Annotated in this window: 16 protein-coding genes; 6 read left to right on the top strand and 10 right to left on the bottom strand. The window is 60.0% G+C overall.

Translation table 11 applies throughout. From position 1 onward, the window contains the following. Positions 1-275: 275 nt before the first annotated feature. A complete protein-coding gene (locus tag O9X62_RS15925; RefSeq protein WP_269533946.1) occupies positions 276-863 on the bottom strand; it encodes a LexA family transcriptional regulator in 588 nt (195 codons plus the stop codon). Between the two features lie 238 nt (positions 864-1101). Between O9X62_RS15925 and O9X62_RS15920 the strand changes: the two genes are divergently transcribed. The 4 genes from O9X62_RS15920 to O9X62_RS15905 all read left to right on the top strand — a co-directional run bounded on the left by O9X62_RS15920 (position 1102) and on the right by O9X62_RS15905 (position 6751). After that, a complete protein-coding gene (locus O9X62_RS15920; protein ID WP_269533945.1) occupies positions 1102-3024 on the top strand; it encodes a PrkA family serine protein kinase in 1923 nt (640 codons plus the stop codon). Between the two features lie 136 nt (positions 3025-3160). Then, entirely contained in the window at positions 3161-4432 is a 1272-nt protein-coding gene (locus O9X62_RS15915) for a YeaH/YhbH family protein (RefSeq protein ID WP_269533944.1), read from the top strand. After that, a complete protein-coding gene (locus tag O9X62_RS15910) occupies positions 4429-5988 on the top strand; it encodes a SpoVR family protein (RefSeq protein WP_269533943.1) in 1560 nt (519 codons plus the stop codon). The genes O9X62_RS15915 and O9X62_RS15910 overlap by 4 nt, the downstream gene beginning before the upstream one ends. Before the next feature lie 52 nt (positions 5989-6040). Next, positions 6041-6751 carry a class I SAM-dependent methyltransferase gene (locus tag O9X62_RS15905; RefSeq protein WP_269533942.1) on the top strand — a complete coding sequence of 237 codons (711 nt, stop codon included), beginning with the start codon at positions 6041-6043 and terminating at the stop codon, positions 6749-6751. An 80-nt stretch (positions 6752-6831) separates the two neighbouring features. Here the strand turns inward: O9X62_RS15905 and O9X62_RS15900 are convergent, their stop codons facing one another. The 7 genes from O9X62_RS15900 to O9X62_RS15870 all read right to left on the bottom strand — a co-directional run bounded on the left by O9X62_RS15900 (position 6832) and on the right by O9X62_RS15870 (position 12654). Beyond that, the gene (locus O9X62_RS15900; protein ID WP_269533941.1) at positions 6832-7614 is read right to left on the bottom strand and encodes a LytTR family DNA-binding domain-containing protein; all 783 of its coding nucleotides are present in this window, start codon (positions 7612-7614) and stop codon (positions 6832-6834) included. Then, a complete protein-coding gene (locus O9X62_RS15895; RefSeq protein ID WP_269533940.1) occupies positions 7614-8795 on the bottom strand; it encodes a sensor histidine kinase in 1182 nt (393 codons plus the stop codon). The genes O9X62_RS15900 and O9X62_RS15895 overlap by 1 nt, the downstream gene beginning before the upstream one ends. Positions 8796-8797: 2 nt before the next feature. Beyond that, the gene (locus O9X62_RS15890) at positions 8798-10264 is read right to left on the bottom strand and encodes a carotenoid oxygenase family protein (protein WP_269533939.1); all 1467 of its coding nucleotides are present in this window, start codon (positions 10262-10264) and stop codon (positions 8798-8800) included. A gap of 3 nt (positions 10265-10267) precedes the next feature. Beyond that, positions 10268-10546, bottom strand: coding sequence for a 2TM domain-containing protein (locus tag O9X62_RS15885; protein ID WP_269533938.1), 279 nt, complete (start codon positions 10544-10546; stop codon positions 10268-10270). 64 nt (positions 10547-10610) lie between these two features. After that, entirely contained in the window at positions 10611-11018 is a 408-nt protein-coding gene (locus tag O9X62_RS15880; protein WP_269533937.1) for a DUF2141 domain-containing protein, read from the bottom strand. 299 nt (positions 11019-11317) lie between these two features. Next, a complete protein-coding gene (locus tag O9X62_RS15875) occupies positions 11318-11770 on the bottom strand; it encodes a DUF4442 domain-containing protein (RefSeq protein ID WP_269533936.1) in 453 nt (150 codons plus the stop codon). A 98-nt stretch (positions 11771-11868) separates the two neighbouring features. Beyond that, positions 11869-12654: a dioxygenase gene (locus O9X62_RS15870; RefSeq protein WP_269533935.1), complete on the bottom strand. Its 786-nt coding sequence runs from the start codon at positions 12652-12654 to the stop codon at positions 11869-11871. A 142-nt stretch (positions 12655-12796) separates the two neighbouring features. On the opposite strand from O9X62_RS15870, the gene O9X62_RS15865 reads away from it, so the two are divergent. Then, positions 12797-14590 (top strand): alpha/beta hydrolase, encoded by a 1794-nt coding sequence (locus tag O9X62_RS15865; RefSeq protein ID WP_269533934.1) that lies wholly within the window; start codon positions 12797-12799, stop codon positions 14588-14590. Between the two features lie 15 nt (positions 14591-14605). Further along, positions 14606-15382 (top strand): ABC transporter substrate-binding protein, encoded by a 777-nt coding sequence (locus tag O9X62_RS15860; RefSeq protein ID WP_269533933.1) that lies wholly within the window; start codon positions 14606-14608, stop codon positions 15380-15382. A gap of 10 nt (positions 15383-15392) precedes the next feature. Here the strand turns inward: O9X62_RS15860 and O9X62_RS15855 are convergent, their stop codons facing one another. After that, a complete protein-coding gene (locus tag O9X62_RS15855) occupies positions 15393-15950 on the bottom strand; it encodes a DUF2062 domain-containing protein (RefSeq protein ID WP_269533932.1) in 558 nt (185 codons plus the stop codon). 96 nt (positions 15951-16046) lie between these two features. Then, a complete protein-coding gene (locus O9X62_RS15850) occupies positions 16047-17345 on the bottom strand; it encodes a DUF4397 domain-containing protein (protein ID WP_269533931.1) in 1299 nt (432 codons plus the stop codon). Between the last annotated feature and the right edge of the window lie 69 nt (positions 17346-17414).

Raw genomic sequence — 17414 nt, 5'->3', positions numbered from 1 at the left:
AGGCCGCGCCGATGATAGTGCGGATTCCCGTGTGAAAGTAGGTCACCGCCAGGCTACCCTTAAAACCCCCAGTCAGTATTCTGACTGGGGGTTTTGCTTTTGGGGACGTGGGATGTGAGATTGTGGAGTAGAGATATTCACTACTTCTGCAAATGGCCCACATCGACAGCGCCAGAAGCTGAAGGACGGAGACGCTGTTCGCCAGCGTAAGGACCAGAAAAATGCCTCGGCAGAAGCCGAGGCATTTTTCTATTTGAAAACCACGCCTTGGGCTGTCATCGGTACTTACGCACCAAGCCCACCATCACGCCGAATATTTCCAGCGTGCCTTGTGGCCGAATGACCGGGTAGGCAGGGTTGGCGGGTAGCAGCACATACTGGCCTTTTTCTTTACCCAGTGTTTTGAGCGTGAACTCGTCATCAACGATGGCGACGACTACATCGCCCAGATTGGCACTACTCCTGCGCTCAACGACAGCCACATCCCCCGGGTGAATACCGGCATCGATCATTGAATCTCCCTTCACGGGGATCAGATGGGTGCTCGATGGATGCGAGATCAGGTATTGATCAATGGCAAAGGTATCGCTGCCTACATCCCGCGCGGCAACAGGCATGCCGGCAGGCACGGGTTGCGAGGATAAGGTGCGCTCGAAAAAACGGTCGGTGGGTGCCCAGTCGCCATCGCTCGTGCGCGAGATGAAGCCGTTGCTCTGCAAACGCCCAAGCAGCTTGGAGACCGCGGACTTGCTGGCAAAGCCGAGCAGGTCCATCAGTCGTGAGTACGAGGGCAGGCAGCGCTCCTTGGCGTAGTAATCCTGCAAGCGGTTCAGGTAATCGATATCACGTTCGGTATTGCTCATGGCGACGCCTGGAGAACTCTGGTTCTCCGAATTTAGAGAATACTCGTTCTCTTTGCAAGCCATCCCTCCGGCTCACGTGCCGTCTGTACAACGAATCCGAACATTCTCCGGGCGGGATGCCGCGTGTGCTATACCGGAATCAGTAGCCCGCACCACTTTGCAGTTTGTTGCGAACTTTTGTGGTGCCGCTGCTCCAAAGCTTGTGTCGATGTTCGATTCGTATGAAAGAGGGCTCGCTATGGATATCTTCGCCAACTTCAGCAATCGCTACGAACGAACTCGCGAGGAGGAAATGAGCCTCCGCGAGTATCTGGATCTCTGCAAACGCGAGCCGGCGGCCTACGCCACTGCGGCGGAACGCATGCTCAAGGCTATTGGCGAGCCCGAGATGGTGGATACACGCAACGACACCCGTTTGTCGCGCGTGTTCTCCAACAAGATGATCCGTGTGTACCCGGCCTTCCGTGATTTTTACGGCACGGAAGAAGTCATCGAGCAGGTAGTGGCGTACTTTCGCCATGCAGCGCAGGGGCTCGAAGAAAAGAAGCAGATCCTGTACTTGCTGGGACCGGTAGGGGGTGGCAAGTCATCGATTGCAGAGAAGCTCAAGGAGCTGATGGAGCGGGTGCCGTTCTACTGCATCAAGGGCAGCCCGGTGAATGAGTCTCCGCTGGGGTTGTTCAATGCGGACGAAGATGGCCCGATACTTGAGGAGCAGTACGGAATTCCGCGTCGTTATCTCAAGTGCATACCCAGCCCGTGGGCGGTCAAGCGTCTGCAGGAGTTCAATGGCGACATAGATCAGTTCCGCGTGGTGCGCCGCTACCCCTCAGTGCTCAAGCAGATTGCCATCTCCAAGACCGAGCCTGGCGACGAGAATAATCAGGATATCTCCTCTCTGACGGGCAAGGTCGATATCCGCAAGCTTGAGAAGTACGCGCAGGACGACCCGGATGCCTATAGCTACTCGGGCGGTTTGTGCCTCGCCAACCAAGGGTTGCTTGAGTTTGTCGAGATGTTCAAAGCACCGATCAAGGTGCTGCACCCGCTGCTGACGGCCACACAGGAAAGCAACTTCAAAGGTACGGAAGGCTTTGGCGCGATTCCGTTCGATGGCGTGGTGCTTGCGCACAGCAATGAATCGGAGTGGAAGCAGTTCAAGAACAACAAGAATAACGAAGCTTTCCTCGATCGCATTTATATCGTGAAAGTGCCGTATTGCCTGCGTGTCAGCGAGGAAGTGAAGATCTACGAGAAGCTCGTACGCAGCTCTTCCTTGGCTCAGGCGCCCTGTGCCCCGGGTACGCTGAAGATGATGGCGCAATTCTCGGTGCTGTCGCGCCTTAAAGATCCTGAAAATTCCAGCATCTTTTCCAAGATGCAGGTCTATGACGGCGAGAACCTCAAGGACACCGACCCCAAGGCCAAGTCGATACAAGAGTATCGCGACTTTGCCGGTGTGGACGAGGGTATGGATGGTCTGTCGACGCGCTGGGCATTCAAGATACTGTCCAAGGTTTTCAACTTTGATCACACAGAGGTTGCCGCCAATCCTGTGCATTTGCTGTATGTACTTGAGCAGCAGGTGGAACGTGAGCAGTTTGCGCCCGAGGTTGAGCAGCGTTATCTCGCGTATATCAAGGAGTATCTGGCCGGGCGCTATGTTGAGTTCATCGGCAAGGAAATCCAGACGGCGTATCTCGAAAGCTATTCCGAGTATGGCCAGAACATTTTTGACCGCTACGTAACCTTTGCGGATTTCTGGATACAGGATCAGGAATACCGTGATCCGGATACCGGAGAGAGTTTTGATCGCAACTCGCTCAATAACGAACTGGAGAAGATCGAGAAGCCCGCTGGCATTTCCAATCCCAAGGATTTCCGCAACGAGATTGTCAATTTCGTGCTGAGGGCGCGCGCCAATAATGCTGGCAAGAACCCGACCTGGACCAGCTACGAAAAGCTGCGCGCGGTGATCGAGAAAAAGATGTTCTCCAATACCGAAGAGTTGCTGCCGGTGATTTCCTTCAATGCCAAATCCAGTAATGAGGATGCTAAAAAGCACGAAGACTTCGTCAATCGCATGGTTGCCAAGGGCTATACGGCCAAGCAGGTTCGCCTGCTGTGCGACTGGTACCTGAGGGTGCGCAAGTCGTCTTAAAGAAACGTGAGGAGGGCAGCGTGAGGAGAGAGGGGCACGCTGCCCTGCTGGGCGATGTGGCGGTGATGGATGCTGTGAGCTGGCACACCGTCACCTCACACCTTACGCCTTACCCCTCACTCGCGCGGAGCGCGGCATGGCCCACCTGATCGACAGAAGGCTTAACGGCAAGAACAAATCCGCGATCAACCGCGAGCGGTTTCTCCGGCGTTTTCGCGGCCAGATCAAAGAAGCAGTGACGCGGGCGGTGAAGGGCCGCTCCATCACCGATATCGATAGCGGCGAGAAAGTCTCGATCCCGGTCAAAGATGTTTCGGAGCCTGTATTCGGTCATGCCCACGGAGGTGTGTGGGAGAACGTGCATCCGGGCAACCGGGAGTATCAGGCGGGTGACCGCATCGACCGACCTGAACAAGGTGGCGGGGGGGGCGGTTCGGGCAAAGCCTCGGAAGACGGCGAGGGAGAGGACGATTTTGTCTTTGAGCTGAGCCGCGAGGAGTTCCTCAATTTCTTCTTTGAGGATCTCGAGCTACCCAATCTGATCAAAACCCAGCTTACTGCCACGCAGGCCTTCAAGCATGTACGCGCCGGTTACAGTACCGAGGGGACTCCTTCCAATATCGATGTCGTGCGCTCGCTCAAGGGCGCACTGGGACGACGGATTGCGCTCACGGCCGGGCCGATGGCCAGGCTCAATGAAGCCCGCGAAGAGCTCGATATGCTGCTGGAGCGTCGCGACGATGATGACCCGGAGGTTCAGGCACTGCGCGAGGAAATCCGTCTGCTCAAGACGCGGATACTCGGGATTCCGTTTATCGACCCCTTCGATCTGCGCTACAGCAATCGCGTCAAACAGCCCAGGCCGCATACCCAGGCGGTGATGTTCTGCGTGATGGATGTATCCGGATCGATGGATGAGCAGAAAAAGGATACCGCCAAGCGGTTCTTCATCCTCCTCTATCTCTTCCTGATCCGCGCCTACGAAAAGATCGAGGTCGTGTTCGTACGCCACCACACGCAAGCGGCCGAGGTTAACGAGCACGATTTCTTCCACGCGCGGGATACAGGTGGCACGGTGGTCAGCTCCGCCCTGAAGCTGGTCGATGAAATCATCACCAAGCGCTATCCGACCAATGACTGGAACATTTACATCGCTCAGGCCAGCGATGGCGATAACTGGGATAGCGATTCGGTGGTGTGCCGCGATTTGCTCTCCAATCACATCATGCCTCTGGTGCAGTACTACGCGTACATCGAGATCACCGACGGCGAGCCCCAGAACCTCTGGATGGAGTACGAAAAAGTCAGCGAAGCTCACCCGCAGTTTGCCATGCGCAAGATCCAGTCACCGGCCGATATCTACCCGGTGTTTCGCGACCTGTTCAAGAAGAATGCGAGCCACGCATGAACAGCATCATGGTCACGCCCAGCAGTGCCAAGCGCAAACGCGCCAGCCGTGCGCGCAAGCCCCTGTCCACGGGTTCCGAGTGGACATTCGAGCTCATCGATGCGTATTACCGCGAGATCGAGCGCGTCGCTCGCGAGTTCGAGCTTGATACCTACCCCAACCAGCTAGAAATCATCACTGCCGAACAGATGATGGATGCCTACGCCAGTGTGGGCATGCCAGTCATGTATCACCACTGGAGCTACGGCAAGCACTTCCTCCAAACCGAAAAAGGCTACAAGCGCGGCCAGATGGGGCTGGCATACGAGATCGTCATCAATTCCAATCCCTGCATTGCCTATCTGATGGAGGAGAACTCCATCACCATGCAGGCATTGGTCATGGCTCACGCCGCCTTCGGGCATAACAGCTTCTTCAAGGGCAACTACCTGTTCCGTGCCTGGACTGATGCCTCGGCCATCATCGATTACCTCGTGTTCGCACGGAACTACATACGCCAGTGTGAAGAGCGCCACGGTGTCGATGCGGTCGAAGAGCTGCTCGATAGCTGCCACGCGCTGATGAACTATGGGGTAGACCGCTATAAGCGCCCCCCCAAGCTCTCTGCTGACGAGGAGCGTATCCGTCAGACCGAGCGGGAAGCCTATGCGCAAAGCCAAGTGAATGAACTATGGCGCACCCTGCCAAGACGCAGCGAGGAGGCCGAAGTTGCCGAGGCCCGGCGTTTTCCGCCCGAGCCTCAGGAGAACCTGCTCTACTTCATCGAAAAATTCGCCCCGCTGCTGGAACCCTGGCAGCGTGAACTGGTGCGCATCGTCCGCAAGGTTGCGCAGTATTTCTATCCGCAGCGGCAAACGCAGGTCATGAATGAAGGCTGGGCCACTTTCTGGCACTACACGATCATGAACCGGCTGTACGACGAGGGCTTGCTCTCGGATGGCGCGATCATGGAATTCCTGCACTCGCATACGAATGTGGTCTACCAGCCGCCAGTAACCAGTCGCTGGTACTCGGGCATCAACCCTTATGCGCTGGGGTTTGCCATGTATACCGACATCAAGCGCATCTGCGAGAACCCCACCCAGGAGGATCGTGACTGGTTTCCCGATCTGGCCGGCACACCCTGGCGGCCAGCTCTGGAATTTGCGATGCGCAATTTCAAGGATGAGAGCTTTATCGCCCAGTATCTCTCACCCAAGCTGATCCGTGATTTCCGCCTGTTTGCCGTCCGCGATGATGATGCTGAGGCCCAGTTGGAGGTCAGTGCCATTCATAACGATGAGGGCTATCGGGACATACGCCGCAAGCTTGCCGATCAGTACAACCTTGGCAACCGCGAACCCAATATCCAGGTCTGGGAAGTGAATACCCGTGGGGATCGCTCGCTCACGTTACGCCACGTGCAGCACCAGCGCCGCCCCTTGGCCAATACCGTGCACGAGGTACTCAAGCACATCAGCCGGCTATGGGGGTTTACGGTGAGACTGGAAAGTTGCGATACCGATGGCGAAGTCATCCTGACCTACGAGTGCAAGATGGAGAAGCGACACGGATGACGCCTGCCCCACCCCTCGCTAGAGTGCAGGTTTGCACACTTGGTCACGGCTTATGACAACACCCGCATCTCCCCCGGGCGTGATCTACGATACGCGCCACGCTGCTGCCTACGAGCGTAAGATCCGTGAGCTGATCCCGGGCTATGAGCTGCTGCACACTCTCAGCGCCCAGTTGCTCGCCAGCCTGCTGCCCGAAACGGCCAACATACTGGTTGCCGGCAGTGGTACCGGAGAAGAGATCACCCGCCTCGGTACACAGATGCCCTGCTGGCGCTTCACAGCCGTAGAGCCTGCCGAAGCCATGAATACGCTGGCCTTGGCCCATTGGTCATCAAAGGGCTTGGCGGATCGCATCACCTTGTTGCCGGATCGTTTGGGTGAGGAGAAGACAACCGAGCTGCATGATGCCGCCTTGGCGTTGCTGGTCATGCATTTCGTACCGGATGATGGCGGCAAGGCACAGTTCCTCAAGGCGCTGGCCAGCAGGCTCAAGGCTGGCGGCGTGTGTCTGCTCGCTGATCTGACGGGGGCTCCGGGCGAGCCGGTGTTCGAGCAGGGTATGCGTGTGTGGATGGGGCAGCAGCAGGCAAGCGGTCGTGCGGTGGAACGCGTGGCCGAAGATTTTGCGCGGCTGCGCGATAGCGTGTTCCCTGTGTCCGAACCACGCTTGAGTGCCCTGGCGCGCGGCGCCGGTCTGGGACTCGTAGGGTGTTACTGGCAGGCACTCAATCTGCGTGCATTCCAGCTCCGCAAGCTCACCTGAGGTTTCCTGTGGCCACAGGTGGCGCTAGCGTTACGTGCGGCCCGGCAACCGATGAGGCAAACGGTCTTGCTTGGGGCGGGCTACATCTGCCGGAACAAATGCAGATAAGCGCGGCTCACCACCAACTGATCGGGCCGCGTTTTCAGTTTGACTAGCGTGCGACCACGGAAATCGCGCACCGTGCCGGCGATGTGCCGGGCCGCAACAATCGTGCCCCGGTGGATTTGCCAGAACTTGGCGGGGTCGAGTCCGTCGAGCAGTTCCTTCAGCGGGGTGCGGATCAGCGATTCGGCATCGGCGGTGAATACGCTCACGTATTTGTCGCGTGCTTCAAAGTAGATCACTTCATCCACCGCGATCAGCCGGGTTTCGTTGCCATGGGCGGCGCGTATCCACTCAAGCCGGTTGCTGGGAACGCCGCCGCCAAGCAGCCCGGCGAGCTTGCTCAGTAATTCGGCGTCCGGTCTGGCCGCCGGTGCGGCTGCCATCTCGCTGGCAGCGCGTTGCAGCCGGGTTACGGTCTGGCGCAGGCGATCCAGACTGGCCGGCTTGAGCAGATAGTCCACCGCCTCTCGCTCGAAGGCGTCGACAGCGTATTGATCGTAAGCGGTGATGAATACGATCTGCGGTGCGGCATCGCTGCCGGCCAGCTTGCCTGCCACATCCAGGCCGCTCAGTCCGGGCATGCGGATATCCAGAAATGCATAGTCGGGTGCCAGTTCGTCAATCAGGCGCAATGCATCCACACCGTTGTGGGCCATGCCGACAACGCGCAGCTCGGGCCATACGTCGGCGAGCTGCGCTTTGAGATAGTCGGCCAGCGCGGTTTCATCGTCGGCGATCAGGGCGGTGGGAGCAGTCATCAGCAGTAGGTAAGGGGCAAATGCAGCGTAACGCACACGCCGCTGGGTGAATGATCGGTGATCGTCAGCCTGGCATCTGTGCCATAGAGCGTGGCCAACCGTTCGCGCAGATTGGCAAGACCAATACCGCCGCCTGGCCGCGGCCGGGCGCCGGGTTGAAAGCCAATGCCGGTATCGGTGATCTGGATGCGCAGCATGGCATCTTGCTGAGTGGCTTCGATACGGATAGTGCCACCGTCGATCTTGGGCTCCAGCCCGTGCTGGATCGCATTTTCCACCACCGGTTGCAGCAACATGGGTGGCAGGCAGGCGTGCGTCAGCGCCTCCGGGTAATCCAGCGAGAAGCGCAGGCGGTCACCCATGCGTACCTGCATCAGCTCCAGATAGGCACGCACACTGGCCAGTTCGCGTTCCAGTGGTGCTGTGTCCTCGCGGCTGGCACTGAGTGTGCTGCGGAGATAGTCGATCAAGCGTTCGAGCAGGATGCGGGCTTTGTCGGGTGCAGGGTCGATCAGACCGACAGCATTGCCCAGGGTGTTGTAAAGGAAGTGCGGTTCGATCTGGGCTTGCAACATGCGCAACTGGGCTTCGAGTGCACGACGCTCGGCATCGATGGTGCGCTGGCGCTCTTGGGCAAGAGCGGCTTCGGCTGCACTCTGTTTGGCGCGCATGGTGGTGATGGTGGCGAGGATGGCCGAGATGATCAGCGAGGCAATCGCCACACTGCGCGCACCGCGTGAGCTGTAGAGCCAGGTGATCGCGCCTTTGAGATCGAGCATGACAAAAGCCAGGGTGTAGCCGACAAATACACCCGTGACCGGGATGGCAATGAAATACAGGGCACGGACAGCACCGCGCGATTGGGCGACCTGCTTGCCGAGCAAGTAGTTGCCGACTTCAAACAGGAGGTGAATGGTGAAGCCTACTGACTGGGTGATGACAAAGTTGACCCACAGGAAGCGACCCAGATCCTTGGGCGAGCCTGTCATCAGGACGACAGCGGAAATTGCTGCCCATAACAGCATGTTCCAGATCAGCGTGTAGAGCAGATCGCGTGCGCGAGTGCTCGGCCAACGCCGGAATACCGGGAAGATGATCTCCAGCGGATGCCAGTTGTTCGGATCACTGGCCGTAGCGGTGGTGAGGGTGGCTCGGGTGCGGGTCGAGGTCATCGTGGCCATGATCATGCCTTCAGAAAGTTGCCGTGAAAACCCAGCGGTACTGCACGAGGCAGTCGGGCCAACGCGATCGGACCGGCGGAAAGCCGGGCGGCATCGAATACATGCAGCACGGTTTGTCTGCGGCGTATGTCAAAAGCGGGGCCGATCAGCCAGCTGCCTTTCCCATCTGGCCGAGTGACGGGCACGTGTTCCTCCACGATCCAGTCCTTGCCGAAGTGGTATTGATCAATCCCGCCCGAGTCCAGATCGAGGCGGGCTATGCCAGTGAGGCTTTCATCGCCGGGGCGGTCTGTCAGCACATAGACCTGCTTGTGGCGCCGACCGACCCACTCCTCGTTGACACGCGGAAATTCGGTGCCGACCAGCAGATGGTCCTCGCGGGCATTGCCCGCGACGAGATCCAGTGTCAGCAGGCTACCGCGCGCGCGAATGGGCTTGGCGCTACGCTCGCCCCGCATGGCACCGGCCATGTCGCTGAGCACGCTGCCGTCCTTATACAGGCAGACATCCAGATGCACATGGTCGCGCGTGTCCCAGGCATTGCCGAAGTGGAACAACATCGCTGCCGGCATTTCAATGATGCGGCGCAGGCTGAAATCCGCCTTGTTGACCACCACTGCGCGAAGCGCCCCATCTGCTTGCCAGCGATGTGCTGCCAGAAAGCTCTCGCCGGGCTTCGGTGCGAGCCGGAACGGCGGGACCAGGAAAACCAGATAGCGCTCGGTGACCACAAAATCATGCACCATGGCCAGATGCGGTATATCCAGCAGGCCTACGCGCCCGAAGCTGCCATCGGGCTTGATGTGCCAGAGTACCAGCTTGCTGGAACCGGGCATGGCGCCAAAGTTCCACAGATCGCCCGATGGTTCGACCTTGGGATGCGCGGAGAAAGGCATTGCAGCGAGATCGGGGCGCCAGGTCTTGATGCCGCGCGTGGCGAGCGTGGCCGGGTCCAGTTCGGTGGCTGACCCGCCTTCCCAGAGTGCATACAGCTTGCCTGCATGAGGCAGCAGATTGGTATTGGCTGTATTCAATGTGTCGTTGTTGGCGACGGGTCGACGCTGAATGCTGCTGCCAAAGCTCGGGAACAGGAACTGCCCTGCGGTGCTTTCCTCGCGATACTTGCGCGTCGCCACCATCCGGCCTGTGTGGCTGATCCGACCCTCGGCAATGCGCCATGCGTGTGCCATGCCATCGCCGTCAAACCAGTGTTCATAGCGCTCGCCATTGCGTTCGAAGCGGGCGGGGCCGTTACGGTAGAACACGCCTGAAAGTGCTTGGGGCCACCGGCCTTCGATACTGGCCTCGGCCGCCAGCATATCGTGCTCGACACCACGCAATGCCAGCAGACGCGGATTCTGAGAGATACGGGCATGGAAATCTTGCCAGGTACCACTTGGGTTCGCCTGTGCCAGACCAGGTATCGCGGCGCCGAGCAAACTGCGGGCCAGGAAAGTACGACGGTCCATGATTTACTTTCCTTCCCGCAGCTTTTGCATCTCGCGCTCGATCATCCCTTCGCGCAGCAGATCGGTACGCAGCCACAGATGGATGGCCTGGAAGGTCAAACCCAAGGTCATCCCCATCACCGGCCAGACGGCCCAGGTGATACGGCCTTCGAGCCACCAGTTCAAGGCCATCAGAAAAAGACTTACCGCCGCAAAGGTACCGGCATTGGCATAGAACTTCAGCCGGGCATTGATACGTGCTTCGGCGCGGCGGCGCAGGCTATCTAGGTCTTGGGTGCTCATGGACTTCTCCTTGGGTGACAGGTGCTCGGGGGGCCAGTTGGCAGAGGGGGGCGATGGCGGCGCCTTAGCGCAGCGTGATCGCAATCGTCTTGCCGTTATCGGGCAGGCTCAGGCGCGCCTGCTCGAAGCTGGGTGGACCAAACTGACCTGCAGCATCGTTGGAAAAGCCGTAGGGCTCGGTCGGCATGCCCACCAGATTCTTGTCCAGCTTGCGGTTGCCGTTGATGTCATGGAACAGGGAGATGGCGTAGTCACCCGCAGGCAGGTTGGCGAACACGGCTTGCGGCTGAGGGTTGGTCGCGTCGGCCAATGCATAGGCGACCGGCTTTTTCAGAAAGCCTTCGGCTTGGTCATAAGCGGCCACCAGCACGCTACCTTCGCGGGTTTGCAGGCCGGCGATGTCTATCCGCAATTCGGCCGCCGTAGCTTGGCTGGCAAGCAGGATCAGGGTGGTGAGGGTCAGGGCTTTCATCGTGCACTCCATCGTTGGGGTTGATGGGGGCATGATGGTGCGCCGTCGGTACGCTTACCGTGGCTTGAGACGAATCGACATGATGGCGACGGGAATCGACGGCTTGTGGCGCGAATGGCGGCAGGCGGGCGCGAACTGCAGCTTGTCGCCGGGATGGATCCGCGCAGCCACCCCAAGTGTATGGCGGGGCGCCCAGCCGTGTGATGGTAATGGGATCAAGGTAGGGCGCCAGCCAGCGCAACTCTGCGTGGCCAGCCGGCGCAGGGTAAGGCCAGCGGGCTGGCCTGCCAGATGCGGTATCAGCGATGTGCCGGTTTTTTGCGGATATAGACCGTCTTGGTAACGCGGGCGACCACCTTGTCCTGCGCGTCGGTGATGTCCACCACGAAATCGGGCAGGTACTTGTCGCCATCCGCCGTGGCGGCGTAAATCTGGGCCAGGGCCGCATCGTCGATACGGAACCGAGCCTTGACCACGCCTTTGCCGGGGGCGAGGAACTCAATCTTGGCACTTTGATCCCAGACAAAATACTCGCGGCCGAGAATCTGCATCAGCATCAACATGTACCAAGGGTCGGTCATGGCAAACAAGCTGCCACCGAAGTGGGTACCGACATAGTTCCGGTTGTACCAGCGCAGCGTGAGGCGGACATCCGCCTCGCGGTAATCGTGGCTGACATGGTCAGCATGGATGCCGGTGAGCAGGAATGGGGGCCACAAATTGATCAGGTGGCGGAATGTGGTGGCTTTCATGGGCGCGTGCTCGGCATCGAAGTATTGGCAGTTTGCAAAGCAAGCGCTTGGTTGTCAATCTGCGATATGAGGTAAGGTCGCGGCAGATTCTGCGCGCTTCAGCTGAATTGATATACGTCCATCACCAGGCCACCATGGGTAATCCCGCTATGGATCCGCTCGCTGCGGCTGTGCTCACCGGCAGCGCCTAGCGCCACATAGAACGGTAGCCAGTGCTCGTCCGTCGGGTGTGCGCGGTGTGCTCCCGGTGCCTGCTGGCGATAGTCGAGCAGCCCGGCGATATCGCCGGCTTGGACCCGATCCGCCACCCAGTCACGGAATGCCGGCACGTAATCGTGCGCGGCGTCGTTCTCTGGGATATCCCAGACCAGCTCACGCAAATTGTGGGTCAGGCTGCCTGAGCCGATGACCAGCACACCTTCATGGCGCAGGCTCGACAGGGCAAGCCCCATACGCCAGTGATGTTCAGGCGAAGCCTGTGGCTGGATGGCGAGCTGGAAAGTCGGGATAGCGGCCTCCGGGTACATATTCCCGAGGGGCACCCAGGCACCGTGATCGAGACCGCGGTCTGTATCGATGGCAGTATCAAAACCCGCCTGTACCAGCAAGTCCGCTGCATCTCTGGCAAGGGCAGGTGCACCGGGCGGTTCGTAGCGCAGGGCAAACAGAGGCTGGGGGAAACCATGAAAATCGTGGATGGTCGTGGGTGCGGCCGTTGTACTGACCGCCGCCTGGCGTGTCAGCCAGTGCGCCGAGGCGACCACGATGGCACGGGGTCTGGGCAGGCTTGCCGCAATCCGTGCCCATGCTTGGCCGGTGAGGCCGGCATCCAGTGCCAGCATGGGCGAGCCATGAGAAATGAACAGGGTAGGCAGGGTGCTCATGATCAGATTCCTTCACGCAATACCTTCAGTATCTGTAATGCACTGACGCGGTGATAGCGGAAAAACATCAACAAGAACATCGATTGATTTGAACCTTTGGCGAGGGCGAATGCGCACTACACTGCCTTGATAAGGAGACAACATGCCTCAAGCCCCCGATCGCTTCAGCCAGCTGGGTGAGCTGGCCGCAAACTGGCAGCAACTGGTGCAGTCGCAGATCGCGCAAGCTGCTCATCGCCCGTCCGATATCCAGATTCCGGATCCACGCAGTGTGCAGCGTGCCTTCGAAGCGCTCTGGCGCGTGGTACTGGAGCGTCCCGAACCGATGCTGCAGGCGCAATGGGCGTTCTGGCAGAGCTATGCCGAACTGGCGCAGGCGAGCTGGCGGCACTTCTGGTTTGGCGAAGATCTGCCGAATACGCCGGTGGTGGACAAGCGCTTCAAGGACGAGCTCTGGGTCAGCAACCAGGTGTTTGCCTTCGTGAAGGAGGCCTATCTGCTCGCCTCGCGCCACCTGCAGGAGGGCGTGGCCGGTGTGGACGGACTGGATGACAAAACCACGCAGCAGGTGGCCTTCTATACCCGCCAGTTTGTTGATGCGCTGGCCCCCACGAACTTTCTTGCCACCAACCCGGCGGCCATCAAGGCCACACTGGAAAGTGGCGGCGAGAACCTGATTCGTGGCTTTGGCCATCTGCTGGATGACCTGCATCGTAACGGCGGCCGTTTGATGCCGCGCATGACTGATCTGGATGCCTTCAAGCCCGGCGAGAACATTGCCATTACGCCCGGCAAGGTGGTCTACGAGAACGCCCTGATGCAGTTGATCCAGTATGCGCCCACGACCGAGAAGGTACACAAGGTACCGCTACTGATCGTGCCGCCTTGGATCAACAAGTTCTACATCCTGGATCTCAAACCCAAGAATTCGCTGATTGCCTGGCTGGTTGGGCAGGGCTACACGGTGTTTGTGATCAGCTGGGTCAACCCTGACGCCAGCCTCCGCGACAAGGGCTTCGAGAACTATATGCTGGAGGGCCCGCTGGCTGCGCTGGATGCCATCGAGGCTGCCACGGGCGAAAAGGCCGTGAACGCAGCCGCCTATTGCATAGGTGGCACGCTGCTTTCGGCGACGCTGGCCTATATGGCGACAGGCCGTGACAAGCGTTACCCGGCCAAGCGGATTGCCTCAGCCACGCTCTTTACTACCATGCTGGATTTCAGCGCACCGGGTGAGCTGGGAGTATTCATCGATGAGGCGCAGATTGCCGGCATCGAGGCCTATATGGACGAGCATGGTGTGCTTGAAGGCCACCAGATGGCCGGTGTGTTCAACCTGCTCCGCGAGAATGACCTGATCTGGAGCTTCGTGGTCAATAACTACCTGCTGGGCCGTGAGCCCATGCCGTTCGATCTGCTGTACTGGAACTGTGATTCGACCCGCATGCCGGCCGCGATGCATGGTTTCTACCTGCGCAAGATGTATCTGGAGAATGCGCTGGTGCGCCCCGGTGGTGTCACGCTCAACGGTGTACCGATCGATCTGCGCTTGATCGACACGCCCGCGTATTTCATCTCGGCCCGCGAGGACCATATCGCACCGTGGACATCCACCTACGCTGGCGCCCGCCTGTTTGGCGGCAAAGTGCGCTTCGTGCTCGGTGGTTCGGGCCATATTGCCGGTATCGTCAATCCGCCGGCCGCCAACAAGTACGGTTATGCCACCAACCCGGACTTGCCAACCACGCCCGATGCATGGCTGGCCGGCAGCACAGCCCATGAAGGCTCGTGGTGGGTGGATTGGGATCAGTGGCTCACGCCTTATCGGGGTAAGCCGGTAGCGGCGCGCCAGCCCGGTGAGGGTGGGTTGGCGGCAATCGAGGACGCACCGGGGCGCTATGTGAAGGCGCGTATCAGTGCAGCGGCTGAACCCTGATCACATGGAGCGGCCATGAGGCGACATTTCTTGGGAATCGGCCTGTGCCTGCTGTTTGCAGGCAGCGCCTGTTTTGCCGACACGCGAGAACGCTTGCAGATAGCCACGGGTGATTGGCCGCCCTATGTGTCTGCGGCCATGCCCAATCATGGTTTGCTTGGCTCGCTGATCGAGCGGACGGCCGCGCGCATGGGGGTGGCCGTGGAGTGGCGCATGGTCAGCTGGCCGCTGGTGGAGCGCCTGGTGGCGGATGGGGTAGTGATGGCCGGTCTGCCGTATGTGCAAACACCGGAGCGCTCGGCCCGTTATGACTTCAGCGAGGCTATCTATCAGGATCGTTCGGTGCTGTTCCATCTCAAGGGCAGCGATGCCAGCAAGCAACCGCCGAAAACCTTTGCCGATCTACCCCGATACCGGATTGCTTCGCCGCATGGCTATTGGTGGGAATCTGCCTTGCAGCGTGCCAAGGGGGAGGTGATCTACACCAATGATGAAGCCGCCGCCTTCAAGGTATTGGCCGCCAACCGCGTGGACTTTGTGCCGCAGGACGAGTTGGTGGGCCTCACCGTGATCAACACCGCCTTGCCCGGGCTGCGCGACAAGTTCGCCTACATGCCGATGCCGGTGGAAATGGACGGTGTACCGCGGCACGGCCTCCATGTGATCTTGTCGCGCTGGCACAAGGACACGCCCTTGAGACTCCGCTTTGAAGCCGCGCTGGCAGACGAACTGCGCAGCGGCCAGGTCAACCGCGATGTGGAGGCGTGGATACGGGCGCAGCGTTCGAGATAGCCCGGTTTGCTCAGGCGCGTGCGCTGCAGCGCCGGCGACGTTCCCGCAATGCCAGCAGCACGTGGCCGCGCCAGCCTAGCTGCACGGCCCCGTAGCCGGCCAGCGCCAGCAGGATGGCGAGCAGCACGATGCCGACAGCCAGCGGCGTGCCCAGCGCCAGCATCCAGTCCACCCAGGCCATGGCGGTCTGTCCCAGATCACCCCAGTTGGTGACCGGGGCATCGGGAATCACGGCGTTTTCGTCCACGCTGCCGGTGACCAGTCGCCCCAGTCCGAATGCCACCAGATACATGGGCACGATAGTGACCGGGTTACTGACAAAGGTGCCGGCAATGGCAACCGGCAGATTGACCCGGCAGACAATCGACAAGAGCGTTGCGCTAAGCATCTGGAACGGCCCCGGTACCAGGCTGCACGCGAGGCCAACGGCCAGCCCGCCCGCGACTGAATGACGATTCAGATGCCACAGGTTCGGATGGGACAGCCAAGGCCCGCAACGACGCATGAAGGCATTGCGGTCCAGGGATTCGCGATCGGGTAACCAGCGGCGCAGGTATTTTCGGGGCATGTCGGGCGATACAGTACAGGAAGTCAGATGACCATCGTGCCACGGAAAAGTGCCCGGCGGGAGGGCGGGCATTGCCCGCCGTCCCGAGTGCGCGCCTTAATGGCGCAGGTAGCTCACGATCCGGTAGTTGCCGGCGCGGCCAAGCAGACCGAAGGTATAGGCCGCCGACGCGGTCAGCGTATCGGTGGTGGTGCTGGCCAGGCTACCACCAGTGGCCGCGTTGAAGCTGACCGGATAGGCGATGGCGTCGAGATCAATGCTGGCCGACATGGCCGCATTAGCCAACGATGACACCAGTGGTTGGTAGTTCATCACCGCGTCCACATTGGCCTGATCGAGACTGGCGTTGATGAAGCGCCCTGCCACCTTGGTGCTGGTCACGGCCAGGTTGAGATCGTCATATACCCGTGCACGGCTATCGCTGCTATCGCCGATTAGGAATACGCTGTAGTCCTTGCCGCCCGCAAGCTGCACCGAGACCGCCTTGCTCGCGGCGATGCCGTTTTCATCCGCGATATTCAGTGCCAGATCGCCCGCCGTCCGTTGGGCGTAGGCGGTGACCACGCCAAAGGGCAGGGTGCGATAGGCGCTGCTGCCGCCGATGTCCACACGCATGCTGACCACATCCGGGTTGCCCTGCACCAGCCGCAAACGTGCTGCGCTATTGCGCAGGACCACGCCACCCCCTTCACCCGGCTGCATCAGCATCACCGTAGGTAGCTGCGCGCTGCCCAGGCTGTAGAGCACCAGGGTGTAGTTCGCGTTGGCGGCGAATTCCACGCTGCTATCGAACAGCGCGACCTTGCTGCCAGTCTGGGTCAGGCGCACGCGATAGCGGCCTGCAGCGAGCTCGTCGCTCCACGACGAGGCCTGGCCGACGGACGCTGCGTAGGCCGTGGGCGACACGTCCGAGAGCAGGGTGCTGTCGCTGGTGATGTAAAGATCGTAGGCCGGCAGGTTGGTCGCGGCCAGCAGGGTGCGGGCGATGAACTTGCCCGAGTTTACCGAAACAGCCTCGTCCACCAGTGTGGCGCCGCCCATGCTGTTGGTGCTGCCAAACAGATAAGTCGTGTGATGCAGCTTCTGCGTGGGCGAAATTGTGAAGCTATTCAGCAGCGCGCCGGAACTGGTCTTGACTTCGACGTCGTAACTGCCTTGCCAGTCCTTGTCGGCGTAGCTGCTCGGGGATTCAAAGACCAGCGAGGCGAGATGGATGGCGTCTTCAAGCTCGACCTGCACGCTGGCCTGATCAGGCAGCAGGTTCACGAAGCGCAGCTGCGGGTGGATGCTGTCGTCGTCATCGCCCTTGAGGCTTTCGACGTTGCAGCCGGCGAGCAGACCGGCAATGCCCAGCACGCAGGCCAGCGCGCGCCAGTAATGGGTGAGTCGATGCATGGAGTTTCCTTGTTCAACCGGATATGCCGAGGCGGCCGGGCGAGTGTGGAAGCGCAGTGCATCGACGGG

It is taken from the genome of Chitinimonas sp. BJYL2, from assembly GCF_027257935.1.
Taxonomy (GTDB): domain Bacteria; phylum Pseudomonadota; class Gammaproteobacteria; order Burkholderiales; family Chitinimonadaceae; genus Chitinimonas.
Note: the sequence above shows the minus strand (reverse complement) of the source record. Positions and strands in the feature narration are given on the sequence as shown.